The organism is Lysobacter rhizosphaerae (assembly GCF_054779795.1).
Genome location: NZ_BAAGXO010000007.1, coordinates 1 through 18109, shown reverse-complemented (window position 1 = coordinate 18109; position 18109 = coordinate 1). Strand labels below are relative to the sequence as shown.

At 67.8% G+C, this 18109-nt stretch carries 19 protein-coding genes and 4 tRNA genes; 13 read left to right on the top strand and 10 right to left on the bottom strand.

The features are described 5' to 3' along the window. Window positions 1-33: 33 nt before the first annotated feature. Window positions 34-420 (top strand): DUF488 domain-containing protein, encoded by a 387-nt coding sequence (locus tag ACYVGE_RS09225; RefSeq protein WP_460729219.1) that lies wholly within the window; start codon window positions 34-36, stop codon window positions 418-420. Here ACYVGE_RS09225 and ACYVGE_RS09220 read toward each other — a convergent pair. The 10 genes from ACYVGE_RS09220 to hemA form a co-directional block, all read right to left on the bottom strand. Further along, complete coding sequence (locus ACYVGE_RS09220) at window positions 417-1364, bottom strand: lysylphosphatidylglycerol synthase transmembrane domain-containing protein (protein ID WP_460729217.1); 948 nt, start codon at window positions 1362-1364, stop codon at window positions 417-419. The two genes, ACYVGE_RS09225 and ACYVGE_RS09220, sit on opposite strands and share 4 nt — an antisense overlap. Then, a complete protein-coding gene (gene clsB / locus ACYVGE_RS09215; RefSeq protein ID WP_460729215.1) occupies window positions 1361-2587 on the bottom strand; it encodes a cardiolipin synthase ClsB in 1227 nt (408 codons plus the stop codon). Before clsB ends, ACYVGE_RS09220 begins: the two co-directional genes overlap by 4 nt. A gap of 10 nt (window positions 2588-2597) precedes the next feature. Then, window positions 2598-3341 (bottom strand): endonuclease/exonuclease/phosphatase family protein, encoded by a 744-nt coding sequence (locus ACYVGE_RS09210; RefSeq protein WP_460729213.1) that lies wholly within the window; start codon window positions 3339-3341, stop codon window positions 2598-2600. A 94-nt stretch (window positions 3342-3435) separates the two neighbouring features. Continuing rightward, entirely contained in the window at window positions 3436-4203 is a 768-nt protein-coding gene (gene ppk2 / locus ACYVGE_RS09205; protein WP_460729211.1) for a polyphosphate kinase 2, read from the bottom strand. Then, on the bottom strand, window positions 4203-4568 hold the full coding sequence (locus ACYVGE_RS09200; protein WP_460729209.1) for a helix-turn-helix domain-containing protein: 366 nt from the start codon (window positions 4566-4568) through the stop codon (window positions 4203-4205). Before ACYVGE_RS09200 ends, ppk2 begins: the two co-directional genes overlap by 1 nt. Before the next feature lie 12 nt (window positions 4569-4580). Beyond that, a complete protein-coding gene (gene moaB / locus ACYVGE_RS09195) occupies window positions 4581-5099 on the bottom strand; it encodes a molybdenum cofactor biosynthesis protein B (RefSeq protein WP_460729207.1) in 519 nt (172 codons plus the stop codon). Window positions 5100-5221: 122 nt separating this feature from the next. Continuing rightward, a complete protein-coding gene (locus tag ACYVGE_RS09190) occupies window positions 5222-6910 on the bottom strand; it encodes an O-linked N-acetylglucosamine transferase, SPINDLY family protein (RefSeq protein ID WP_460729205.1) in 1689 nt (562 codons plus the stop codon). 16 nt (window positions 6911-6926) lie between these two features. Further along, window positions 6927-7439, bottom strand: a complete 513-nt coding sequence (locus ACYVGE_RS09185) for a GNAT family N-acetyltransferase (RefSeq protein WP_460729203.1) — start codon at window positions 7437-7439, stop codon at window positions 6927-6929. Window positions 7440-7462: 23 nt separating this feature from the next. Next, complete coding sequence (gene prfA / locus ACYVGE_RS09180; RefSeq protein WP_460729201.1) at window positions 7463-8548, bottom strand: peptide chain release factor 1; 1086 nt, start codon at window positions 8546-8548, stop codon at window positions 7463-7465. Window positions 8549-8736: 188 nt separating this feature from the next. After that, on the bottom strand, window positions 8737-10011 hold the full coding sequence (gene hemA, locus ACYVGE_RS09175; protein ID WP_460729199.1) for a glutamyl-tRNA reductase: 1275 nt from the start codon (window positions 10009-10011) through the stop codon (window positions 8737-8739). A 124-nt stretch (window positions 10012-10135) separates the two neighbouring features. On the opposite strand from hemA, the gene ACYVGE_RS09170 reads away from it, so the two are divergent. From ACYVGE_RS09170 to ACYVGE_RS09115, 12 genes are all read left to right on the top strand, one after another. Further along, window positions 10136-11824, top strand: a complete 1689-nt coding sequence (locus tag ACYVGE_RS09170) for a tetratricopeptide repeat protein (RefSeq protein WP_460729197.1) — start codon at window positions 10136-10138, stop codon at window positions 11822-11824. After that, window positions 11821-12453: a lipoprotein insertase outer membrane protein LolB gene (lolB, locus tag ACYVGE_RS09165; RefSeq protein WP_460729195.1), complete on the top strand. Its 633-nt coding sequence runs from the start codon at window positions 11821-11823 to the stop codon at window positions 12451-12453. Before ACYVGE_RS09170 ends, lolB begins: the two co-directional genes overlap by 4 nt. Before the next feature lie 102 nt (window positions 12454-12555). Further along, the gene (ispE, locus tag ACYVGE_RS09160) at window positions 12556-13446 is read left to right on the top strand and encodes a 4-(cytidine 5'-diphospho)-2-C-methyl-D-erythritol kinase (RefSeq protein WP_460729193.1); all 891 of its coding nucleotides are present in this window, start codon (window positions 12556-12558) and stop codon (window positions 13444-13446) included. 16 nt (window positions 13447-13462) lie between these two features. After that, window positions 13463-13538: transfer RNA gene (locus ACYVGE_RS09155), tRNA-Gln, on the top strand. Between the two features lie 79 nt (window positions 13539-13617). Next, the gene (locus tag ACYVGE_RS09150) at window positions 13618-14577 is read left to right on the top strand and encodes a ribose-phosphate diphosphokinase (protein ID WP_310053910.1); all 960 of its coding nucleotides are present in this window, start codon (window positions 13618-13620) and stop codon (window positions 14575-14577) included. Window positions 14578-14684: 107 nt separating this feature from the next. Next, a complete protein-coding gene (locus ACYVGE_RS09145) occupies window positions 14685-15338 on the top strand; it encodes a 50S ribosomal protein L25/general stress protein Ctc (protein ID WP_460729190.1) in 654 nt (217 codons plus the stop codon). Window positions 15339-15398: 60 nt separating this feature from the next. Further along, on the top strand, window positions 15399-15980 hold the full coding sequence (pth, locus tag ACYVGE_RS09140) for an aminoacyl-tRNA hydrolase (protein ID WP_460729188.1): 582 nt from the start codon (window positions 15399-15401) through the stop codon (window positions 15978-15980). Window positions 15981-16055: 75 nt separating this feature from the next. Then, window positions 16056-17147, top strand: a complete 1092-nt coding sequence (gene ychF, locus ACYVGE_RS09135) for a redox-regulated ATPase YchF (RefSeq protein ID WP_460729186.1) — start codon at window positions 16056-16058, stop codon at window positions 17145-17147. Window positions 17148-17227: 80 nt separating this feature from the next. Beyond that, window positions 17228-17313, top strand: a tRNA-Tyr gene (locus tag ACYVGE_RS09130). 121 nt (window positions 17314-17434) lie between these two features. Beyond that, window positions 17435-17508: transfer RNA gene (locus tag ACYVGE_RS09125), tRNA-Gly, on the top strand. A gap of 33 nt (window positions 17509-17541) precedes the next feature. After that, window positions 17542-17617, top strand: a tRNA-Thr gene (locus ACYVGE_RS09120). 96 nt (window positions 17618-17713) lie between these two features. Beyond that, window positions 17714-18109 (top strand): GTP-binding protein (locus tag ACYVGE_RS09115; RefSeq protein WP_460729176.1); only part of this gene is annotated, 396 nt, incomplete at its 3' end.

Sequence of the window (18109 nt, the reverse complement as noted above, 5' to 3'; positions counted from 1 at the left end):
CCGGCGCGTGATCCACGCTTTGGAGCAGCGGCCATGGCCATCCACGTAGTGCGGCTGGGCAGCGAGCGCGCCCGCAACGAGGGCCTGCGCATCGGCACGGTCCGGCGTCCGCCGCGCGGCGTACCGAAGGAGAAGTTCGCCTCGGAGAACTGGTACGACGTGTGGTTCCCGAACCTCGCGCCCAGCCTGGAAACGATGAAACAGGCGCAGGCTGCGGAAACGCCGGCGCAATGGAACGCCTTCGTCCGCAAATACCGCGCCGAGATGGCGACACCGGAAAACAGCCACGCCATCGCGCTGCTCGCCGCGTTATCGCAGCACACCAATTTCTCGGTCGGTTGCTACTGCGAGGACGAGGCGCATTGCCATCGCTCGATCCTGCGCGCGCTGCTCGCCGCGCAGGGTGCGAAGTTCGCCTAGCCGGCGGACGTGGAGGCCACGGCCTTTCCGCGTACCTCGAGCATGAAGTAGGTCACTCCGGCCAACAGCAGTGGCGCCAGGAAATAGATCGCGCGGTACGCCAGCAACGCGGCGAGCACCTGCGTCGGCGGGATGCGATGCCCGAACGCGGCCACGAACACGGCTTCGATCACCCCGATGCCCGCCGGTATGTGCGTCAAGGCTGTCGCCACCGCGGCAAACAGCAGGGCACCGAGCACGGTCGGGTAATCGGCCGATGGCGGCAGCATGATGAAGATGATCGCCGCCATCAGCGACCAGTTCACCATCGCCAGTGCGAACTGCGTCAATGCCAGCGGCACCGACGGCAGGCGGAAGTGGTGGCCGCGCACATGGAATACACGGCCATGCAGGCGATGGCAGGCGAACACGTACAGCAGCGCCGCGGTCACCATGACCAGGCCTGCCGCCTCTAGCACGCTGGCATCGGATACCAGCCGCGGTGGCAATGCCACGCGTCCGCTTGCGAACAGCGCGCCTGCCAATAGCAGGTAACCCAGCCAGTTGGTGGCGGCGCTGAATGCGACGATGCGGCTGATCGTGCCGATACCCAGCCCTGCGTGCGAATACATGCGGAAGCGCGCGCCGGTGCCGCCGATCAGGGCACCGATGTTGAGCGCAAAGGCGTAGGCGATGCCCGTGATGAGCATCACCCGCCCCGTGGACAGCGAATGGTGCGCGTAGCGTCGTGCCGCGAGGTCGTAGCCGCAGTAGGTGAGATAGCTCGCCACCGTCAGCAGCGCGGCAACGGCGAGCGTGCCGGCGTCGTAGCCCGCCATGGACTCGGCCACGTGCTTCCAGTCGATCGTGCGCGCCGCTTGCGCCAGCAGGGCGAGCACGGCCAGCGGGAACAGCCACAGAGCGATGCGCCATAACCGATGCAGCAGGGGATGGCGGTATCTCATGGCGGCGCAGTCCCGGCACCCGCCTCGTCGGGCGGTCTGGCCAGCGCGACCCTGGGGGTGTGCGCCGGCAACCACCCGGCCCAGTCTGGGAAGCGGCGCAGCACATGGAACAGCAGCGGCCGCGTCAGCACCTGCCAGAAGCGCCCGCGCGGCACCTGCGCCGGGTCGACGGATTGGCAATGGTGCTGCAGCAGGTTCTGGAGGTTGCCGCGCAACTCGGCGACGAAGGACGGGTCGCGGATGAAGACGTTGGCTTCCAGGTTCAACGACAGGCTGAGCGGATCGAGGTTGCTGGAGCCGACCGTGGCCCAGTCGTCGTCGACCAGGGCCACCTTGCCGTGGAACGGCCGCTCGCAGTATTCGTGCAGTTGCACGCCCGCTTCGACCAGGTGCCGGTACAAGCTGCGGGCCGCCACCAGTGCCACCTGCATGTCCGGCTCGCCCTGGAAGATCAGCGTCACCTTCACCCCGCGCCGCGCCGCATGGCGCAGGTCGCGAAGGAAGCCATAGCCGGGAAAGAAATACGCATTGGCGAGCAGGATCTCACGCCGCGCGGCGCGGATGGCACGCCGGTATTCGCGTTCGATCGAACCGCGCCGACGATGGTTGTCGCGCGGCACGAACATTATGTCGGCGGCGCCCGCCTGTGCGGTGGACCCGGCCTGGCGCGCGGGGCGCCAGGCATTGCCCACTCCCTGCGAAGCGAGCGCCGCGCGCAGGAAATCGTGGATATCGGCAACCGCCGGGCCTTCCACTTCCACTGCGTAGTCCTGCTTGGCCTCCGCGCCGAAATCGCGCACGTGGTCGGCGGAGAAATTGATCCCGCCCACCAGCGCGATGCGAGCATCGGCGACCAGCAGCTTGCGATGCATGCGCCGGAACACATGCAGGCGCACGCCAAGCCAGCGTGGATGCGGATCGAATAGGCGCAAGTGGACGCCGGCCTCGGTGAAGCCGGCGAGGAATTCCGGCGAGAAATGCGGCGAGCCATAGCCATCGACGGTGAGTTCCACGCGCACGCCGCGCCGCGCCGCGGCGATGAGTCGACGGTGCAGCTCCAGGCCGATCTTGTCTTCGAACAGGATGAAGGTTTCGACCAGGATCTCGCGCTGCGCGGCATGGATCAGGGCGAAGGCACGCGCGAAGAATTCCTCGCCGTTCTCCAGCAGCGCCACGCGGTTGCCGCCGCGCCATGGGAACTCGCTGGCGCCGAAGTTCCTCATGGCGCGCCCCTCACCATTCGATCCTGGCCAGCAGCGGGGCGTGGTCGGACAGGTGCGACCAGGGGTGTGTCGACAGCACCCGCGGTTCGACGCCGCGGACGTTGCGCGCATAGATGCGGTCGACGGGCAGCAGCGGCCAGCGCGCGGGAAACGTCCTGGCCAGCGCGCCGCGGTGCTGCATGAATACTTCCTGCAACCCGCACTTCGCCACCAGTGAATGCCCGCGCCGGCGCCAGTCGTTGAAGTCGCCGGCGACGACCAGGGGCGCATCGTCGGGCACTTCGGCCGCGACGATGTCGCAGAGCAGGGACAACTGTTGCCGGCGATGCGACTCGAGCAGGCCCAGGTGCACGCAGATCGTGTGGACTTCCACGTTGGTGCCGGGCAGCGCGAGCACGCAGTGCAGCAGGCCGCGCTCCTCGCTGCCATGGATGGAGATGTCGCGGTTCTCGTGGCGCACGATCGGGAATTTCGACAGCAGCGCGTTGCCGTGGTGGCCGTGCGGATACACCGCGTTGCGGCCATAGGCGAACTGCGGCCACAGCGTGTCGGCGAGGAATTCGTACTGCGGCCCTTCCGGCCAATCCAGGCGTTTCTGCGCGTGGCGCGCGTGTTCGCCCAGCACTTCCTGCAGGAACACGACGTCCGCCGATACCGAACGTATCGCCTCGCGCAACTCTGGCAGCACGAAGCGGCGCTTGAACAGGTTGAAACCCATGTGGGCGTTCAGGGTCAGGACGTTGAACGCGGGCATGCGGCGATTGTGCGCAGGGGAGAGGACGGGCGGGTGAAGTCGTTTCGTAAGGTCGAACCGCCGGCACGAACCGTCGGCACGAACCGGCCAGGGGTCAGTCGTTAATCGGCTTCAGCATGCCGAAGCGTTCCTTCCTGGGCTTTCCCGCCAGCGGTTCGAAGCTGATCTTCGCCGGCGGCACCTTGGTATCGGGCAGTCGTGCCAGCAGGTCACGGATCAGCGCCAGGCGGCCACGCTTCTGGCTGTTGAAGTCGACCAGCGTCCACGGCGCATGCGGCGTGTGCGTGGCCTTGAGCATGGCCTCGCGCGCACGTGTGTAATCGTTATAGTGCCGGCGCGCCTCGACGTCGATCTGCGACAGCTTCCAGCGCTTCAGCGGGTCCCTCAGGCGCTCGGCGAAGCGTTCCTCCTGCTCGTCCTGGTCGCAGCACAGCCAGTACTTGAACAGCAGGATGCCGTCGTCGGTGAGCATCTTCTCGAACGCAGGCGCCTGTTGCAGGAAGGCCTTGACCTGGGCGTCGCTGGCAAAGCCCATCACCTTCTCGACGCCGGCGCGGTTGTACCAGCTGCGGTCGAACAGCACGATCTCGCCGGCGGCGGGCAGGTGCTGGACGTAGCGCTGGAAGTACCACTGCGAGCTCTCGCGCTCGGTCGGCTTGGGCAGCGCGACCGCGCGACACTGGCGCGGAGGCATGCGTGCGGTGATGGCATTGATCGCGCCGCCCTTGCCGGCGGTGTCGCGGCCTTCGACCACCACCACCACGCGCCGGCCGCAATGCTGCAGCCAGCGCGCCATGCCGACCAATTCCTCCTGCAGCAGGGCCAACTGCTCCTCGTATTCCTCGCGCTTGAGCTTGGCCATTACCTGCTCCTGCTGCGTGGGGTCCGTGTGGTCGACGTCCGGGCGGGCGACGGCTGCATGCTGCGCGCGACTTCGAGCAGCGCGCCCTGCTGCTTCGTGTTCAACCCGCGGTACGCGGCGAGCAGGTCGTGCTCGCCCTTGGTGCGCGCGGGGTCGAGCGTGCTGGCGAGTTCGCCGAGCAAGGCGCCGGCGGGAACCCCGAACGTGCGGGCGAGCGCATCGAGCTGTTCCTTGCCGGGCAGCTTCTCGCCCTGCAGCCAGGCGCTGACCGTGGCGACGCCGGCGCGCGGGATGGCCGTGGCGATGTCGGCGGGGCTCAGTCCGCGCGCCTTGGCGAGCAGGCGCAGGGTGGTGGATAGCGGCATGTCGATCACTCCTTACTCCTTCAGGCGTGGGCGCAGGGTGGCCAGGTTGCAGGGCCGGGTGCGCGCATCCAGTTGCGCGCGGATGATCTTGTCCCACGCGGTGCGGCAGGCCGAGGTGGAACCCGGCAACGCAAACACGAAGGTGCCGTTGGCGAGGCCGGCGAAGGCGCGCGACTGCAACGTGCTGGTACCGATCTCCTCGAAACTCAGCGCGCGGAACAGCTCGCCGAAGCCGGGCATTTCCTTGTCCAGCAGCGGCAGCAATGCCTCGGGCGTGGAGTCGCGTCCGGTGAAGCCGGTGCCGCCGGTGACCAGCACGCCGTCGATGCCATCGTCGGCAATCCACTGCGACACCTTCGCGCGCAGCTGGTAGCGGTCGTCGCGCAGCAGCGCGCGTTCGGCGAGTTGGTGACCCGCTTCGGCGAGGGCGGCGATGAGGTAGTCGCCGGAAGTATCTTCGGCCAGCGTGCGCGTGTCCGACACGGTGAGCACGCACAGGCGGAGCGGAATGAAGTCGCGTTCTGCGGTCATGCGGGCAGTGTAGGACGGGCCGCGGGAACATACGAGGGCGCGCCGCGGGGACCTACGAGGGCGAAACGTTCCAACGCGTCGCAACGCGCGGGAGTCCCGACGCTCCAGTGCAACAGGCGCCCTCAGCCTCCGGCCATGGTGCGGACGGCCGCGATGAAATCGCCGGCGAAGCCCGGCATGTCGAACAGACCGCTGTCCTGCCGGCGCTGCGCCAGCTCCTCGCGCAGCACCGACAGCGCCTGCGGATCGCGTCCCAATGCGGTCGCCCGCGCGACGAAGGCCGCGTCGCTGTCGACGTTCATCGTCGGCATGCCCAGGTGATGGTTGAGGCTGCCGGCTACGCGCGCGGCAAAGGTCTCGCCGGGGCGCGTCAGTACGGGGCACCCCGCCCACAGGGCATCCGACGCCGTGGTGTGGGCGTTGTAGGGCTCCGTGTCGAGGAACAAGTCGGCGTGCTGCAGCCGCGCCATGTATTCGGCGTGCGGCTGCTTCGGCATGAACACCAGCCGTCGCGGGTCCACGTCCTGTGCCTTGGCGAACTCGCGCAGGCGCTCGTCCGCACGGCCTGGCCCCGACAGCAGCCACAGCACGCTGCCGGGCACGCCGCGCAGCACGGCGAGGGCGCGGCCCATGCTGCGCGGATTGAGTTTGTAGCTGTTGTTGAAGCAGCAGAACACCATGCCGTCGCCGCGCTCGGGCAGGCCGCAGTCGCGGCGCGATGGCGGCGGTGGCAGCGCGCGCGCGGTGTCGGTGGGCTGGAAGCAGCGCGGCAGGCGCACGACGCGCTCGCTGTAGTGCGCGGCGAGTGCCGCCGGCAGGGCGAAGCTGTCGGCGAGCACGTAGTCGATCCACGGCGCACCGGACGTGCCGGGATACGCGAGCCAGTTGACCTGTACGGGCGCCGGACGCATTGCCAGTACTTCCGGCGCGCCGCCGCCGCCCCAGCCGCGCAGGTCGAACAGGACGTCGATGCCGGCTTCGCGGATGTGTTGCGCCACCTGCGCGTGCGGTAGGCCGGCCACGTCATGCAGCCGGGTCGCGGCGCGCAAGCGCTGCCGCACCAGGCTGCCGTCGTCGCGATTCAGTGCGAACAGGTGTACGTCGATGGCGTCCATCGCGTGCAGCGCCTCGAACAGCGCGACGGTCAGGAGGCCGGTCGGGTGCGCGCCGAAGCCGTTGGAGAGGAAGCCGGCCCGCAGCCGGCCCGCGCTTGCGCGTGCGGCAACAGCGGGCAACGCGCGGACCGATCGTGCGACCACCGAGGCGCGCAGGCGCGCGCATTGCAGCTGCTCGGCGGCGGTCGAATCCTCGCTGAGGAACGCGAACGGTTCGATCATCGCGCGCTCCTCCCGTACCGCGGCGCGCACCTGCGTCGCCAAGGCATCGAGGTCGCGCCAGTCGCACAGCTTGCGGCGCCACGCCAGCAGGTAGGCGGCGATCTGCGGCTCGTCCGGCGCCAGCGTATGGGCGCGGGCATAGGCATCGGACGCCGCTTCGGCTTCGCCGACTTCCTCGAGTACATGCCCGAGCCAGACCGCTATGCCCGGATGGTGGGGCGCGTTCGCGGCGGCGGCGCGCAGGCTGGTGGCAGCTTCCGCGAGCTGCTGCTGCATCCATTGCGCGCGGCCAAGGCGTGCGAGCGCCTCGGGATGGCCCGGCTGCAAGGCCAGCGCGCGCCGTGCCGCGGCTTCACCGGCGCGGGCATCGCCGGCATCGAGTTCGTATTCGCACAGCATGATCCACGCCAGCGCGTTGTTCGGTTCGCGTTGCACGGCCAGGCGCGCCTGGCTGCGGGGATCGAGTGTGTTCAACCGACGTCGCTCCTGCTCAGGCCTGCGTGCGCAGGCTGTACCACTGGGTTTCGTCCTCATCCCAGCCGGCGGCACGATAGAGCGCGCGCGCCGCCGTGTTGTCGCGCATGGTTTCCAGCATCAGTCCGGCCGCGCCCTGTTCCCTGGCGAAGCGTGCGGCGCCAGCGAGCAACGCGTTCGCCACGCCGCGCCGGCGCGCATCCGCGTCGACGAAGAGGTCGTTGAGGATCCAGATGCGCGCCATGCGCACCGACGAGAACATCGGGTAGAGCTGGGTGAAGCCGGCAGTGCGGCCATCGAGTTCGGCGACCAGGATCGCCGATTCGTTCCGCTGCAGGCGCTCGTGCAGGAAGTCGCGTGCGCGCTGCACATCGCTCGACTGCGTGTAGTAGCGGCGGTAGGCGTCGAACAACGGGGCGACGGCGTCGACGTCGTCAAGCGTGGCGCGGCGCAGGGTGATGCCCATGGATTCCTCGCAAAGCGGCGGGGTGCGACGCGCATCGTAGCGGGGAAGCGGCATGCGTCGCATGGCCGCCTGCTCGTACGCAGGTGTCACGCGCCGTGCGTGAGCCGTGCCAATTCGTCGGCCTGGTTCTCGTGCTGCAACCGCTCCACCAGTGCATCGAGGTTGCCTTCGATGACGTTCGGCAGGTCGTACAGGGTGAGCCCTTCGACGCGGTGGTCGGTGATGCGACCCTGCGGGAAGTTGTAGGTGCGGATGCGCTGGCTGCGGTCGCCGCTGCCAACCTGCAGCTTGCGGGTCTCCGCCTGCGCGGCCGCGGCCTTGGCCGCCTGCGCCTCGGCGATGATCGCGGACAGCCGCTTCATCGCCTTGTCGCGGTTGGCGTGCTGGCTGCGCTCGGTCTGGCTTTCCACGACTATGCCGGTGGGCACGTGGGTGATGCGGATCGCCGATTCGGTCTTGTTGACGTGCTGGCCGCCGGCGCCGCTGGAGCGGAACGTGTCCACCTTCAGGTCTGCGGGATTGATCTCGACCGGCTCGCCTTCGCTCTCCACTGGGATGATCGCCACCGTCGCCGCGGACGTGTGGATGCGGCCCTGCGATTCGGTTTCCGGCACGCGCTGCACGCGATGCGTGCCGGATTCGAACTTGAGCCGCGAATACGCGCCACGGCCTTCGACGCGCGCGATGATTTCCTTGTAGCCGCCGTGTTCGCCCTGGCTCGCGGATTCGACCTCGACCTTCCAGCCCTGCCGCTCGGCATAGCGCGAATACATACGGAACAGGTCGCCGGCGAAAATCGCGGCTTCGTCGCCGCCCGTGCCGGCGCGCACTTCCAGGTAGATGTCGCCTTCGTCGCGCGCGTCCTTCGGGATCAGGTGGGCGAGCAGTTCGGCATCGAGCCGCTCCAGGCGTTCCGTCGCGCTGGCGATTTCCTCTTCGGCCAGTTCGCGCATCTCCGCGTCGCCGCGCATGGCCTCGGCCGCGGCGAGATCGCGCCGGGCCTGCGTCTCGGCGTGCAGCGCATGCGCGACCGGTTCCAGTTGCGCGAATTCGCGCGAGAGTCGCCGGAACTGGTTGGCATCGCCGATCACGCCGGGATCAGCGAGCAGGCGTTCGAGTTCGTCGCGCCGTTCGGCCAGGGCTTCGAGTTTGCGACGCAGGGTCGGGGTCATTGAGCAACGATTGAAGAGGAGTGGGAACGAAGCCGGAGTGGGAACAGTGGCATTCGAGGGAGAATATCTGTTCGTCATCCCGGCGAAAGCCGGGATCCATTTTGACTTTGCTCTTTGTTCTTCGACCCAGAACAAAGGCAACAGCAAAATGGATCCCGGCTTTCGCCGGGATGACGGCTTCAAGGTCGCTAGCTGTCCGCGACTTTTTCGTCGCCCTTATCGACAGCCGGGAACAGCTTGTTCGCCGCGCGCGCGAGCTCGGCATTGCCGGTCAGCGCCGCTTCGCGCAGGGCGATAGTCGGGGCATGCAGCAGCTTGTTGGTCAGCGTGTGGGCCAGGAAATCGAGCACGGCTTCCGGGTTCTCGCCTGCGGCGAGTTGCTGTTTCGCCTTGGCCAGCACGTCGGACCTGGCGGCCTCGCCGTGCGCGCGCAGGCGCTTGAGCGGCTCGGTGCGGGTGCTGGCGCCGAGGGTTTCGACATAGCGCGCGACCTGCAGTTCGACGATGGCTTCGGCCTCGTTGGCGGCTTCGCGACGGCTGCGGCGGTTGTCCTCGATCGCGCGTTCGAGGTCGTCGACGGTGTAGAGGAAGATGTCCTTCAATTCCGCCACGTCGCTGGCGATGTCACGCGGCACCGCGAGGTCGAGCAGCAGCATCGGCCGGTGCCTGCGCGTGGCCAGCGCGGCGGCGACCTGCGCCTTGTGCAGAATCGGATCGCGTGCGGCCGTGGCGGAAATCACCACGTCGGCTTCGCACAGGTGGCGGTCGAGTTCGGACAGCGCCAGCGCATAGCCGCCATGGCGGGTGGCGAGGTCCTGCGCATGCGCGAGGGTGCGGTTGGCGATGAGCAGCCGCCGGGTCTTGGCCTGCACGAGGTGGCGCGCTGCCAGTTCGATGGTTTCGCCGGCGCCGATCAGCAGCACCGTGGAATCGGCGAGCCGCGCGAAGGATTCCTGCGCCAGGCGCACGGCGGTGGACGCGACCGACACCGGGTTCGCGCCGATGCGCGTGTCGGTGCGGGCACGCTTGGCCGTGGCGAAGGCGTGCTGGAACAAACGGTCCAGCTGGTTGCCGAGGCTGCCCGAGGCGCGCGCGGTCGCCCACGCGTCCTTGACCTGGCCGAGGATCTGCGGCTCGCCCAGCACCAGCGAGTCCAGGCCTGTCGCCACCCGGAACAGGTGGCGCACGGCGTCCGCATCGGCATGGCGATACAGGTAGGCGTGGAGGTCGCCGGCGTCGTCGGGATGCGTGGCGAGCCAGTCGGCGAGCGCGCTGCCGTCGTCGTCGGTGACGGCATAGAGTTCGGTGCGGTTGCAGGTCGAGAGCAGTGCGACTTCGTGCACCGAAGTCAGGCCGCGCAGGGCATCGAGCGCCGCCGGGATCGAATCGCCGGAAAACGCCACCCGTTCGCGCAGGCTGACCGGCGCGGTCTGGTGGTTGATGCCGAGGACGAAGAGGCTCATCGGAGCGCGGGACTCATGCGCGGCACAGGGCCGTTCAGGGGCTTGCGTTAAGCTGGTTCGAGAAGGCCGTCATTCTACCGGCCGGTGCTCTGCAGGTCCCGCCTTGTCGAATCCACACCGGTTGATGCTGCGTTCCGTCCATGCGCTGGCTCGCGCCCTGCTGCTCACGTTGGCGTTGGCAGGTCCGGCGGCTGCTGGCCGGGATCGGCCTGCCGATAATCCGCCTGCCGATGACAGCGTGCGCGCGCTGGAGCCCACGCTCGCGGGCGAATTCGCCCTGCAGTCCGGCAAGCTCGACGAGGCGGCGAAGGCCTACCTGGAAGCCGCCAAGGCCGGCAACGACCCCGTCCTGGCCGAGCGTGCGACCCGCATCGCCCTGCTCGCCAAGGACAACAAGAGCGCCGCCGAAGCCCTGGAGCTGTGGCGCAAGCTGGGTGGCGACGCGCAGGCCCAGTCCGCCGCCGAGGCGACCCTGGCGCTGCGCCGCGGCGATGAACGCGCGGCCCGGCGCCAGCTGAATTCGCTGCTGCAGACGGACCCGGACACCGGCTGGCAGCAGGTGGTCGGCGTCCTCGGTATCGGTGCGCGCGACCCCGAGCAGTCCGCGCGCATGCTGGATCGACTGCTGGATGACGGCCGTATCCCGAACAAGCTGCAGGCGTGGCTCGCGTTCGGCGGCCTGGCGCAGAAGCTCGATCAGGACAAACTGGCCGAGCGCATCGTCGATGAAGTCGTCAAGCGTTTCCCTGGCGAACCGCGCGTGGCCTTGCTGCGCGCCAGCCAGCTGCGCCAGGCGGGCAAGGAGGACGAGGCGCGCAAGGCATTGGCGGCCCTCGATCCGGCGCTGCTGGCAGTGCCCGAGCTGCGCATGGCCGTTGCCGCCGAATACGACGAACTGGGCGATTTCCACGCCGCCGCCGATGCGCTCGCCCAAGGACCGCAGGACGACCAGACCTACTCGCTGCGTGCCTCGTTGCTGGCCCGCGCCGAAGACAAGTCCGCATTGACCGCGCTGTACGAGGAACTGCGCCGCGACGCCGCCAAGCCGGATCCGAGCCGCAGGCTGCTGCTCGGGCAGATGGCGGAATTCCTCGACCGCAATGAAGAGGCGCTTGACTGGTACCGGGGCGTGCCCGGTGGCACGCAACGCTGGCCGGCGAAACTGCGCGCCGCCAATGTGCTGTACGAGCTCAAGCGCGGCCCGGAGGCCTACAAGGCCTTGCGCGACCTGCAGTCCGACGCCGCAGCGCCGGACGACGCGCGCCGCGACGGTTACATCCTCGAAGCCGATCTGCACAACCGGGACAAGGATGGCGCGGGGGAACTCGATGCCTTCGCACGCGGGCTGGCTGCATTTCCCGACGACCCCGACATCCTGTATGCGCGTGCGCTCGGCTGGGAACGCCGGGACGACATCCCGCGCGCCGAGGCCGACTTCCGCAAGATCCTGGTCGCCGATCCCGACAGCACCGCCGCGCTGAACGCGCTCGGCTACACGCTTGCCGACCGCACTGCGCGCTACCAGGAGGCGCTGGAGCTGATTGATCGCGCGCGCACCGCCGAGCCGGGCAATGCCGCCATCATCGACAGCTATGGCTGGGTGCTCTACCGCCTTGGACGCAAGGGCGAGGCGCTGACCGAGCTGCGCCGCGCGTTGGCCCTGCAGAAAGACCCGGAAATCGCCACGCACGTGGGCGAAGTGCTGTGGGACATGGGCAAGCACGACGAGGCGCGCAAGTACTTTGACGAGGCGCGCAAGCTGGACCCGGAAAACCGCGCCCTGCAGCGCGCCCTGCAGAAGATCGGCGAATGAGCGGGCGTTTGGTTCGCTCGGCCGCGCTGTCCGCCTGGGCGGTGCTGGCGCTGGCGGCCTGCGTTTCGCAGCCGGCGCGCCAGGTGGTCCCGGTCACTCCGGCGCAGGCGCAGGCCAATGACACCCGGCGTGGCGCGGTAGTCGACTGGGACCTGTCCGGACGAATCGCCGTGTCCAACGGCGAACGCGGCGGCAGCGGGCGCATCGACTGGCAGCAACGTGCGGGCGGTTACACGATTTCGCTGGGGGCGCCGGTCACGCGGCAAAGCTGGCGGCTCAGCGGCGACGAGCTCGGTGCGCGGCTGGAAGGCATTGCCGGCGGCCCGCGTGAAGGCGCGGATGTCGAGGAATTGCTGCGCTCGGCCACCGGCTGGAACATCCCGGTGCGGGCGATGCAGAACTGGGTTCGCGGTGTCGGTGGCGCCGTCCACGAATACGGGCCGACCAAGCTCGCCTACGACGCGTCCGGCCTGCCGGTGAAGCTGGAGCAGGCCGGGTGGTCGGTCGAGTACCAGGATTGGTATCCGGCAGGACCCGACCGTCCGCAGCTGCCCAGGCGGATCGTGGCCCGCAACGGGAAGGCCAGCGTCAAGCTCGTCGTCGACGAGTGGGGTCTGGCCCCGCAGTAGGCGGCGCGGCAGTAAGGAGCGCCGCAGTAAGGAGGCATGGGCGCCTGGTGCCGCCGGAACTGCATTACCCTTTGCGCCCGCTCCCGCCCGCGCAGCTCCCGGATGCCCGTGCCCCACGCCCCCCATGCCTGGACCGTCTGGCCTGCGCCGGCCAAGCTCAACCTGTTCCTGCGCATCACCGGCCGCCGTGCGGATGGCTATCACGAGCTGCAGACGCTGTTCCGGCTCCTGGACTGGGGCGATTCGATCCGGCTCCGGGTTCGCGACGACGGCCGGGTCGTCCGCCATGGACAATCCGTGGCCGGAGTCGCCGAGCGCGATGATCTCGCGGTTCGTGCCGCTATCTGCTTGCAAAATGCGGCTAATAGCACGAAAGGTGTCGATATCATCGTTGAAAAGCGCATTCCAAGCGGGGGCGGGTTCGGCGGCGGTTCGTCGGATGCGGCGACCGTGCTGGTCGCCCTGGATTGGCTCTGGGGCGTCGGACTGGGGGCTGCGCGACTGGCGGAGCTCGGACTGACCCTGGGGGCCGACGTCCCGGTCTTCGTCCACGGCCACGACGCCTGGGCAGAGGGGGTGGGGGAGCGCCTGAAACCGGTGGACCTGGCTCCGGCCTGGTACCTGCTGGCGGATCCTGGTGTCCATGCGCCGACTGCCGCGCTTTTCCAAGCGCCTGATTTGACGCGGAATGCAGCGCCCGCGACAATGTCGGACTTCGTTTCGGGAACTGGACTCGGGAACGCTTTCGAGCCGGTTCTGCGCGCGCGCGAACCGGCCGTGGAGGCGGTGTTCGCGGCGCTGGCGCAGGTCGGCACGCCGCGATTGACCGGGTCGGGCAGTGGTTGCTTCGTCGAATTCGCCAGCCGCGAATCGGCGGAAGCGGCACTGGCCGCGCTGCCGTCGGGCCTCAAGGCCTGGGTGGCGGCGGGAGCGGCAAGGTCGCCGCTGCTGGATGCGCTCGACGCGATGGCTTCCGGTTCAGGCGAACCGTAGCCGCAGGTTTCACCGCAGGGGCGTCGCCAAGTGGTTAAGGCACCGGGTTTTGATCCCGGCATTCGTAGGTTCGAATCCTTCCGCCCCTGCCATTCGCAACAGACGCTGTAGTAGCTCCATCACGTTGTTCCCCCACCACCGCCACGGTCAGAGCGAAGCGGAGAGATTCACGTGCAGAACGATCGCAACCTGCTGGTTTTCAGCGGCAACGCCAACCGCCCCCTTGCCGAGGCCGTGTGCAAGGAGCTCGGCATCCGCATGGGCAAGGCCCTGGTGAGCCGTTTCTCGGATGGCGAAGTCCAGGTCGAGATCGAGGAGAACGTGCGCCGGCAGGAAGTTTTCGTCATCCAGTCGACGAACGCGCCCAGCGCCGAGAACCTGGTGGAACTGCTGGTCCTGATCGACGCGCTCAAGCGCGCATCGGTGTCCAGCATCACCGCCGTGGTGCCGTACTTCGGTTATGCGCGCCAGGACCGTCGTCCGCGGTCGGCACGCGTGCCGATCACGGCGAAGGTGGTGGCGAAGATGTTCTCGTCGGTAGGCGCCGACCGCGTGCTGACGGTCGACCTGCATGCCGACCAGATCCAGGGTTTCTTCGACATCCCGGTCGACAACGTGTACGCCTCGCCGCTGCTGCTCGCCGACATCTGGCGCGCGCACGGCACGGACAACCTGATCGTGGTCTCGCCGGACGTCGGTGGCGTGGTGCGCGCGCGAGCGATCGCGAAGCGCCTCGATGACGCGGAACTCGCGATCATCGACAAGCGTCGTCCGCGTGCCAACGTCGCCACGGTGATGAACATCATCGGTGACGTCGAAGGCAAGACCTGCGTGCTGGTCGACGACATCGTCGATACCGCGGGCACCTTGTGCGCAGCCGCTGGCGCGCTCAAGGCGCGCGGTGCGTTGAAGGTCGCCGCCTACTGCACCCATCCGGTGCTGTCGGGCGCGGCGATCGACAACATCACGAAGTCGCAGCTCGACGAGCTGGTGGTGACCGACACCATCCCGCTCAGCGCAGCCGCGAAGGCCTGTGGCCGCATCCGCCAGCTCAGCGTTGCCGAGCTGCTGGCGGAAACGATCCGCCGCATCGCCTTCGGTGAATCCGTCAGTTCGCTGTACGTCGATTGACGTCGGCGGATTGACCCGGGCTTCGGCCCAACCCACTCATCTGGTCGCGGATGAGTGGCATCGCCGCCGCGAGGCGGTTTCATTGCAAAGCAAAGTGAGTAACGACAATGTCTGAACACAAGATCTCGGCCACTGGCCGCGAAGCCGCAGGGAAGGGTGCGAGCCGCCGCCTGCGTCGCGCCGCCAGCATCCCGGCCATCCTCTACGGCGGCAACGCCGCCCCCCAGAGCATCCAGCTCGAGCACGAGAAGACCTGGCTCGCCAGCCAGAACGAGTGGTTCTACTCGTCGATCCTCAGCCTCGAACTCGACGGCAAGGTGCAGAAGGTGCTGCTGCGTGACATGCAGCGCCATCCGTACAAGCAGATCATCATGCACCTCGACTTCCAGCGCGTGGACGAGAACCAGGCCCTGCGCGCGAAGGTGCCGCTGCACTTCCTCAACCAGGAGACCTCGCCGGCCGGCAAGGCCGCGGGCGTCGTGATCACCCACGAGCTCAACGAAGTCGAAGTCAGCTGCCTGCCGAAGGACCTGCCGGAGTTCGTCGAGATCGACCTGAGCGCGCTCACGGTCGGCGGCATCGTGCACCTGTCGGAGCTGAAGCTGCCGAAGGGCGTCGAGCTCCCCGTGCTGAAGCTGGGCAAGGAACACGACGTCGCCGTCGTGATCGCCAAGCACGGCAGGGAAGAAGTCGCGGAAGCCGCTGCTCCGGAATCTGCCGAAGTGCCGGCCGCCAAGGTCGCGAAGAAGGAAGAGAAGTAATCACGGCTGCCCGGCGCGCCCTGCGGCGCGCCGGCGCAGTAGTGGTCACTCGCTTCATCGATGGCAGGCTTGCGCCTCATCGTCGGGCTGGGCAATCCCGGTCCCGAACACTCCCGGACCCGGCACAACGCCGGGTTCTGGTTTGTGGACGCCCTCGCGGAGAAATTCGGCGGCCGCTTCGGCCTCGAATCCAAGCTGTTCGGCGAAACCGCGAAGATCGAAATCGCCGGGCAGAACCTGTGGTTGCTGAAGCCGGCCACCTTCATGAACCTTTCCGGCAAGTCGGTCACCGCCGCCCTGCGATACTGGAAGATCGAGCCGGAAGAGGCCCTCGTCGCGCACGACGAACTCGACCTGCCGGCCGGTACGCCGCGGCTGAAGTTCGACGGCGGCGCCGGTGGCCAGAACGGCATCCGCGACATCATGCGGCTGCTGGGTCACGGCAAGTTCGGGCGCCTGCGCATCGGGATCGGCCATCCCGGACACAAGGATCGCGTCACTCCGTGGGTGCTGGGCAAGCCCGGCCGCGATGACGAGGCGGCGATCCTGCGCGCCATCGACGACGCCATGGATGTATTGCCGTTGGCGGTGGCTGGCGACTTCAACGAGGCGATGAAGCGGCTCAATACCGCGAAGGCGTGAGTCGGGAATGGGGAATCGGGAAACGCCGGCAACGCGATTCCCGATTCCCGATTCTCCATTCCGGATACAGACACCATGGGCATCAAATGCGGCATCGTCGGCCTGCCCAACGTCGGCAAGTCGACCCTGTTCAACGCGCTCACCAAGGCGGGCATCGCCGCGGCCAATTTCCCGTTCTGCACGATCGAGCCGAACGTCGGCGTGGTGCCGGTGCCGGATCCGCGCCTCAACGCGCTGAGCGACATCGTCAAGCCGCAGAAGGTGATTCCGACCGCGGTCGAATTCGTCGATATCGCCGGCCTGGTGGCGGGTGCGGCGAGCGGTGAAGGCCTGGGCAACAAATTCCTCGCGCATATTCGCGAAGTCGATGCGATCACCCACGTGGTGCGCTGCTTCGAGCACTCCGACGTCATCCACGTCAACAACAAGGTCGATCCGATCGCCGATATCGAGACCATCGACACCGAGTTGGCGCTCGCCGACCTCGAGTCGGTGGAAAGGGCGTTGCAGCGCGCCGAGCGCACCGCCAAGACCGGCGACAAGGACGCGAAGGTGCGCGTGGAAGTGCTCGGTCGCATCCGCGCCGGCCTCGATGCCGGCAAGCCCGCGCGCGCGCTGGGCCTGTCCGATGACGACAGGGCCCAGGTTCGCGACCTCTTCCTGCTGACGCTCAAGCCGGTGATGTACGTGGCGAACGTCCTGGAGGATGGCTTCGAAGGAAACCCGCACCTGGACGTCGTGCGCGCCCGCGCGGTGGGCGAGGGCGCCGAAGTGGTGCCGGTCTCGGCGGCCATCGAGGAAGAGCTCAGCCAGCTCGACGACGCCGACCGCGATGCGTTCCTGCACGACCTGGGCCTCGACGAGCCGGGCCTGAATCGCGTGATCCGTGCCGCCTACAAGCTGCTGGGCCTGCAGACCTACTTCACCGCCGGCGTGAAGGAAGTCCGCGCCTGGACCGTGAAGGCCGGTTCTACCGCCCCGCAGGCCGCGGCGGTGATCCATACCGACTTCGAGAAGGGCTTCATCCGCGCCGAAACCATCGCGTACGACGACTTCATCAAGTACAAGGGCGAATCCGGCGCCCGCGATGCCGGCCGCCTGCGCCTGGAAGGCAAGGAGTACCGCGTCCAGGAAGGCGACGTCCTGCACTTCCGCTTCAACGTCTGACTCCGGCCACGGCCGGCAAAAAAGAATTGCCGGAATGCGTTGACTTCCGCGGGCTTGCTCACCAAAATAGCGGGCTCTTTGGAGGGATACCCAAGCGGCCAACGGGGGCAGACTGTAAATCTGCTGGCTTACGCCTTCGGTGGTTCGAATCCACCTCCCTCCACCAGCTTTCCAGTTCAGCGGAGGGTTGGAGGAAACAGATGCTTCATCCGGTTGCCTTACCAGCGGCCGGCGCTTCAAGGCAGTACGTTCCAAACCGGGTTTGTTGGAGAATGCTTCAGTCCGGCGCGGGAGTAGTTCAATGGTAGAACTGTAGCCTTCCAAGCTACTAGCGCGGGTTCGATTCCCGTCTCCCGCTCCATTGAAGTAACTCGGTGTACTGTCTGCAAAATCTGCTCACGTAGCTCAGTCGGTAGAGCACCTCCTTGGTAAGGAGGAGGTCGATGGTTCGATTCCATTCGTGAGCACCATCTTTCGAGTCCGGCCTTGGCCGGGCTCAAAACCGAACCCCGCACTGCGGGGTTTCGTCACGTCCCCACCCAGCAGCACAACGAGAAGCGACAGCCATGGCAAAGGGTAAGTTCGAGCGCACCAAGCCCCACGTAAACGTCGGCACGATCGGCCACGTGGACCACGGCAAGACCACGCTGACGGCAGCGCTGACCAAGGTGGGCGCGGAGCGTTTCGGCGGCGAGTTCAAGGCCTATGACGCGATCGACGCGGCGCCGGAAGAAAAGGCGCGCGGCATCACGATCTCGACCGCACACGTGGAATACGAATCGGCCAACCGCCACTACGCGCACGTTGACTGCCCGGGCCACGCCGACTACGTGAAGAACATGATCACCGGTGCGGCGCAGATGGACGGCGCGATCCTGGTGTGCTCGGCCGCTGACGGCCCGATGCCGCAGACGCGCGAGCACATCCTGCTGTCGCGCCAGGTCGGCGTGCCGTACATCGTC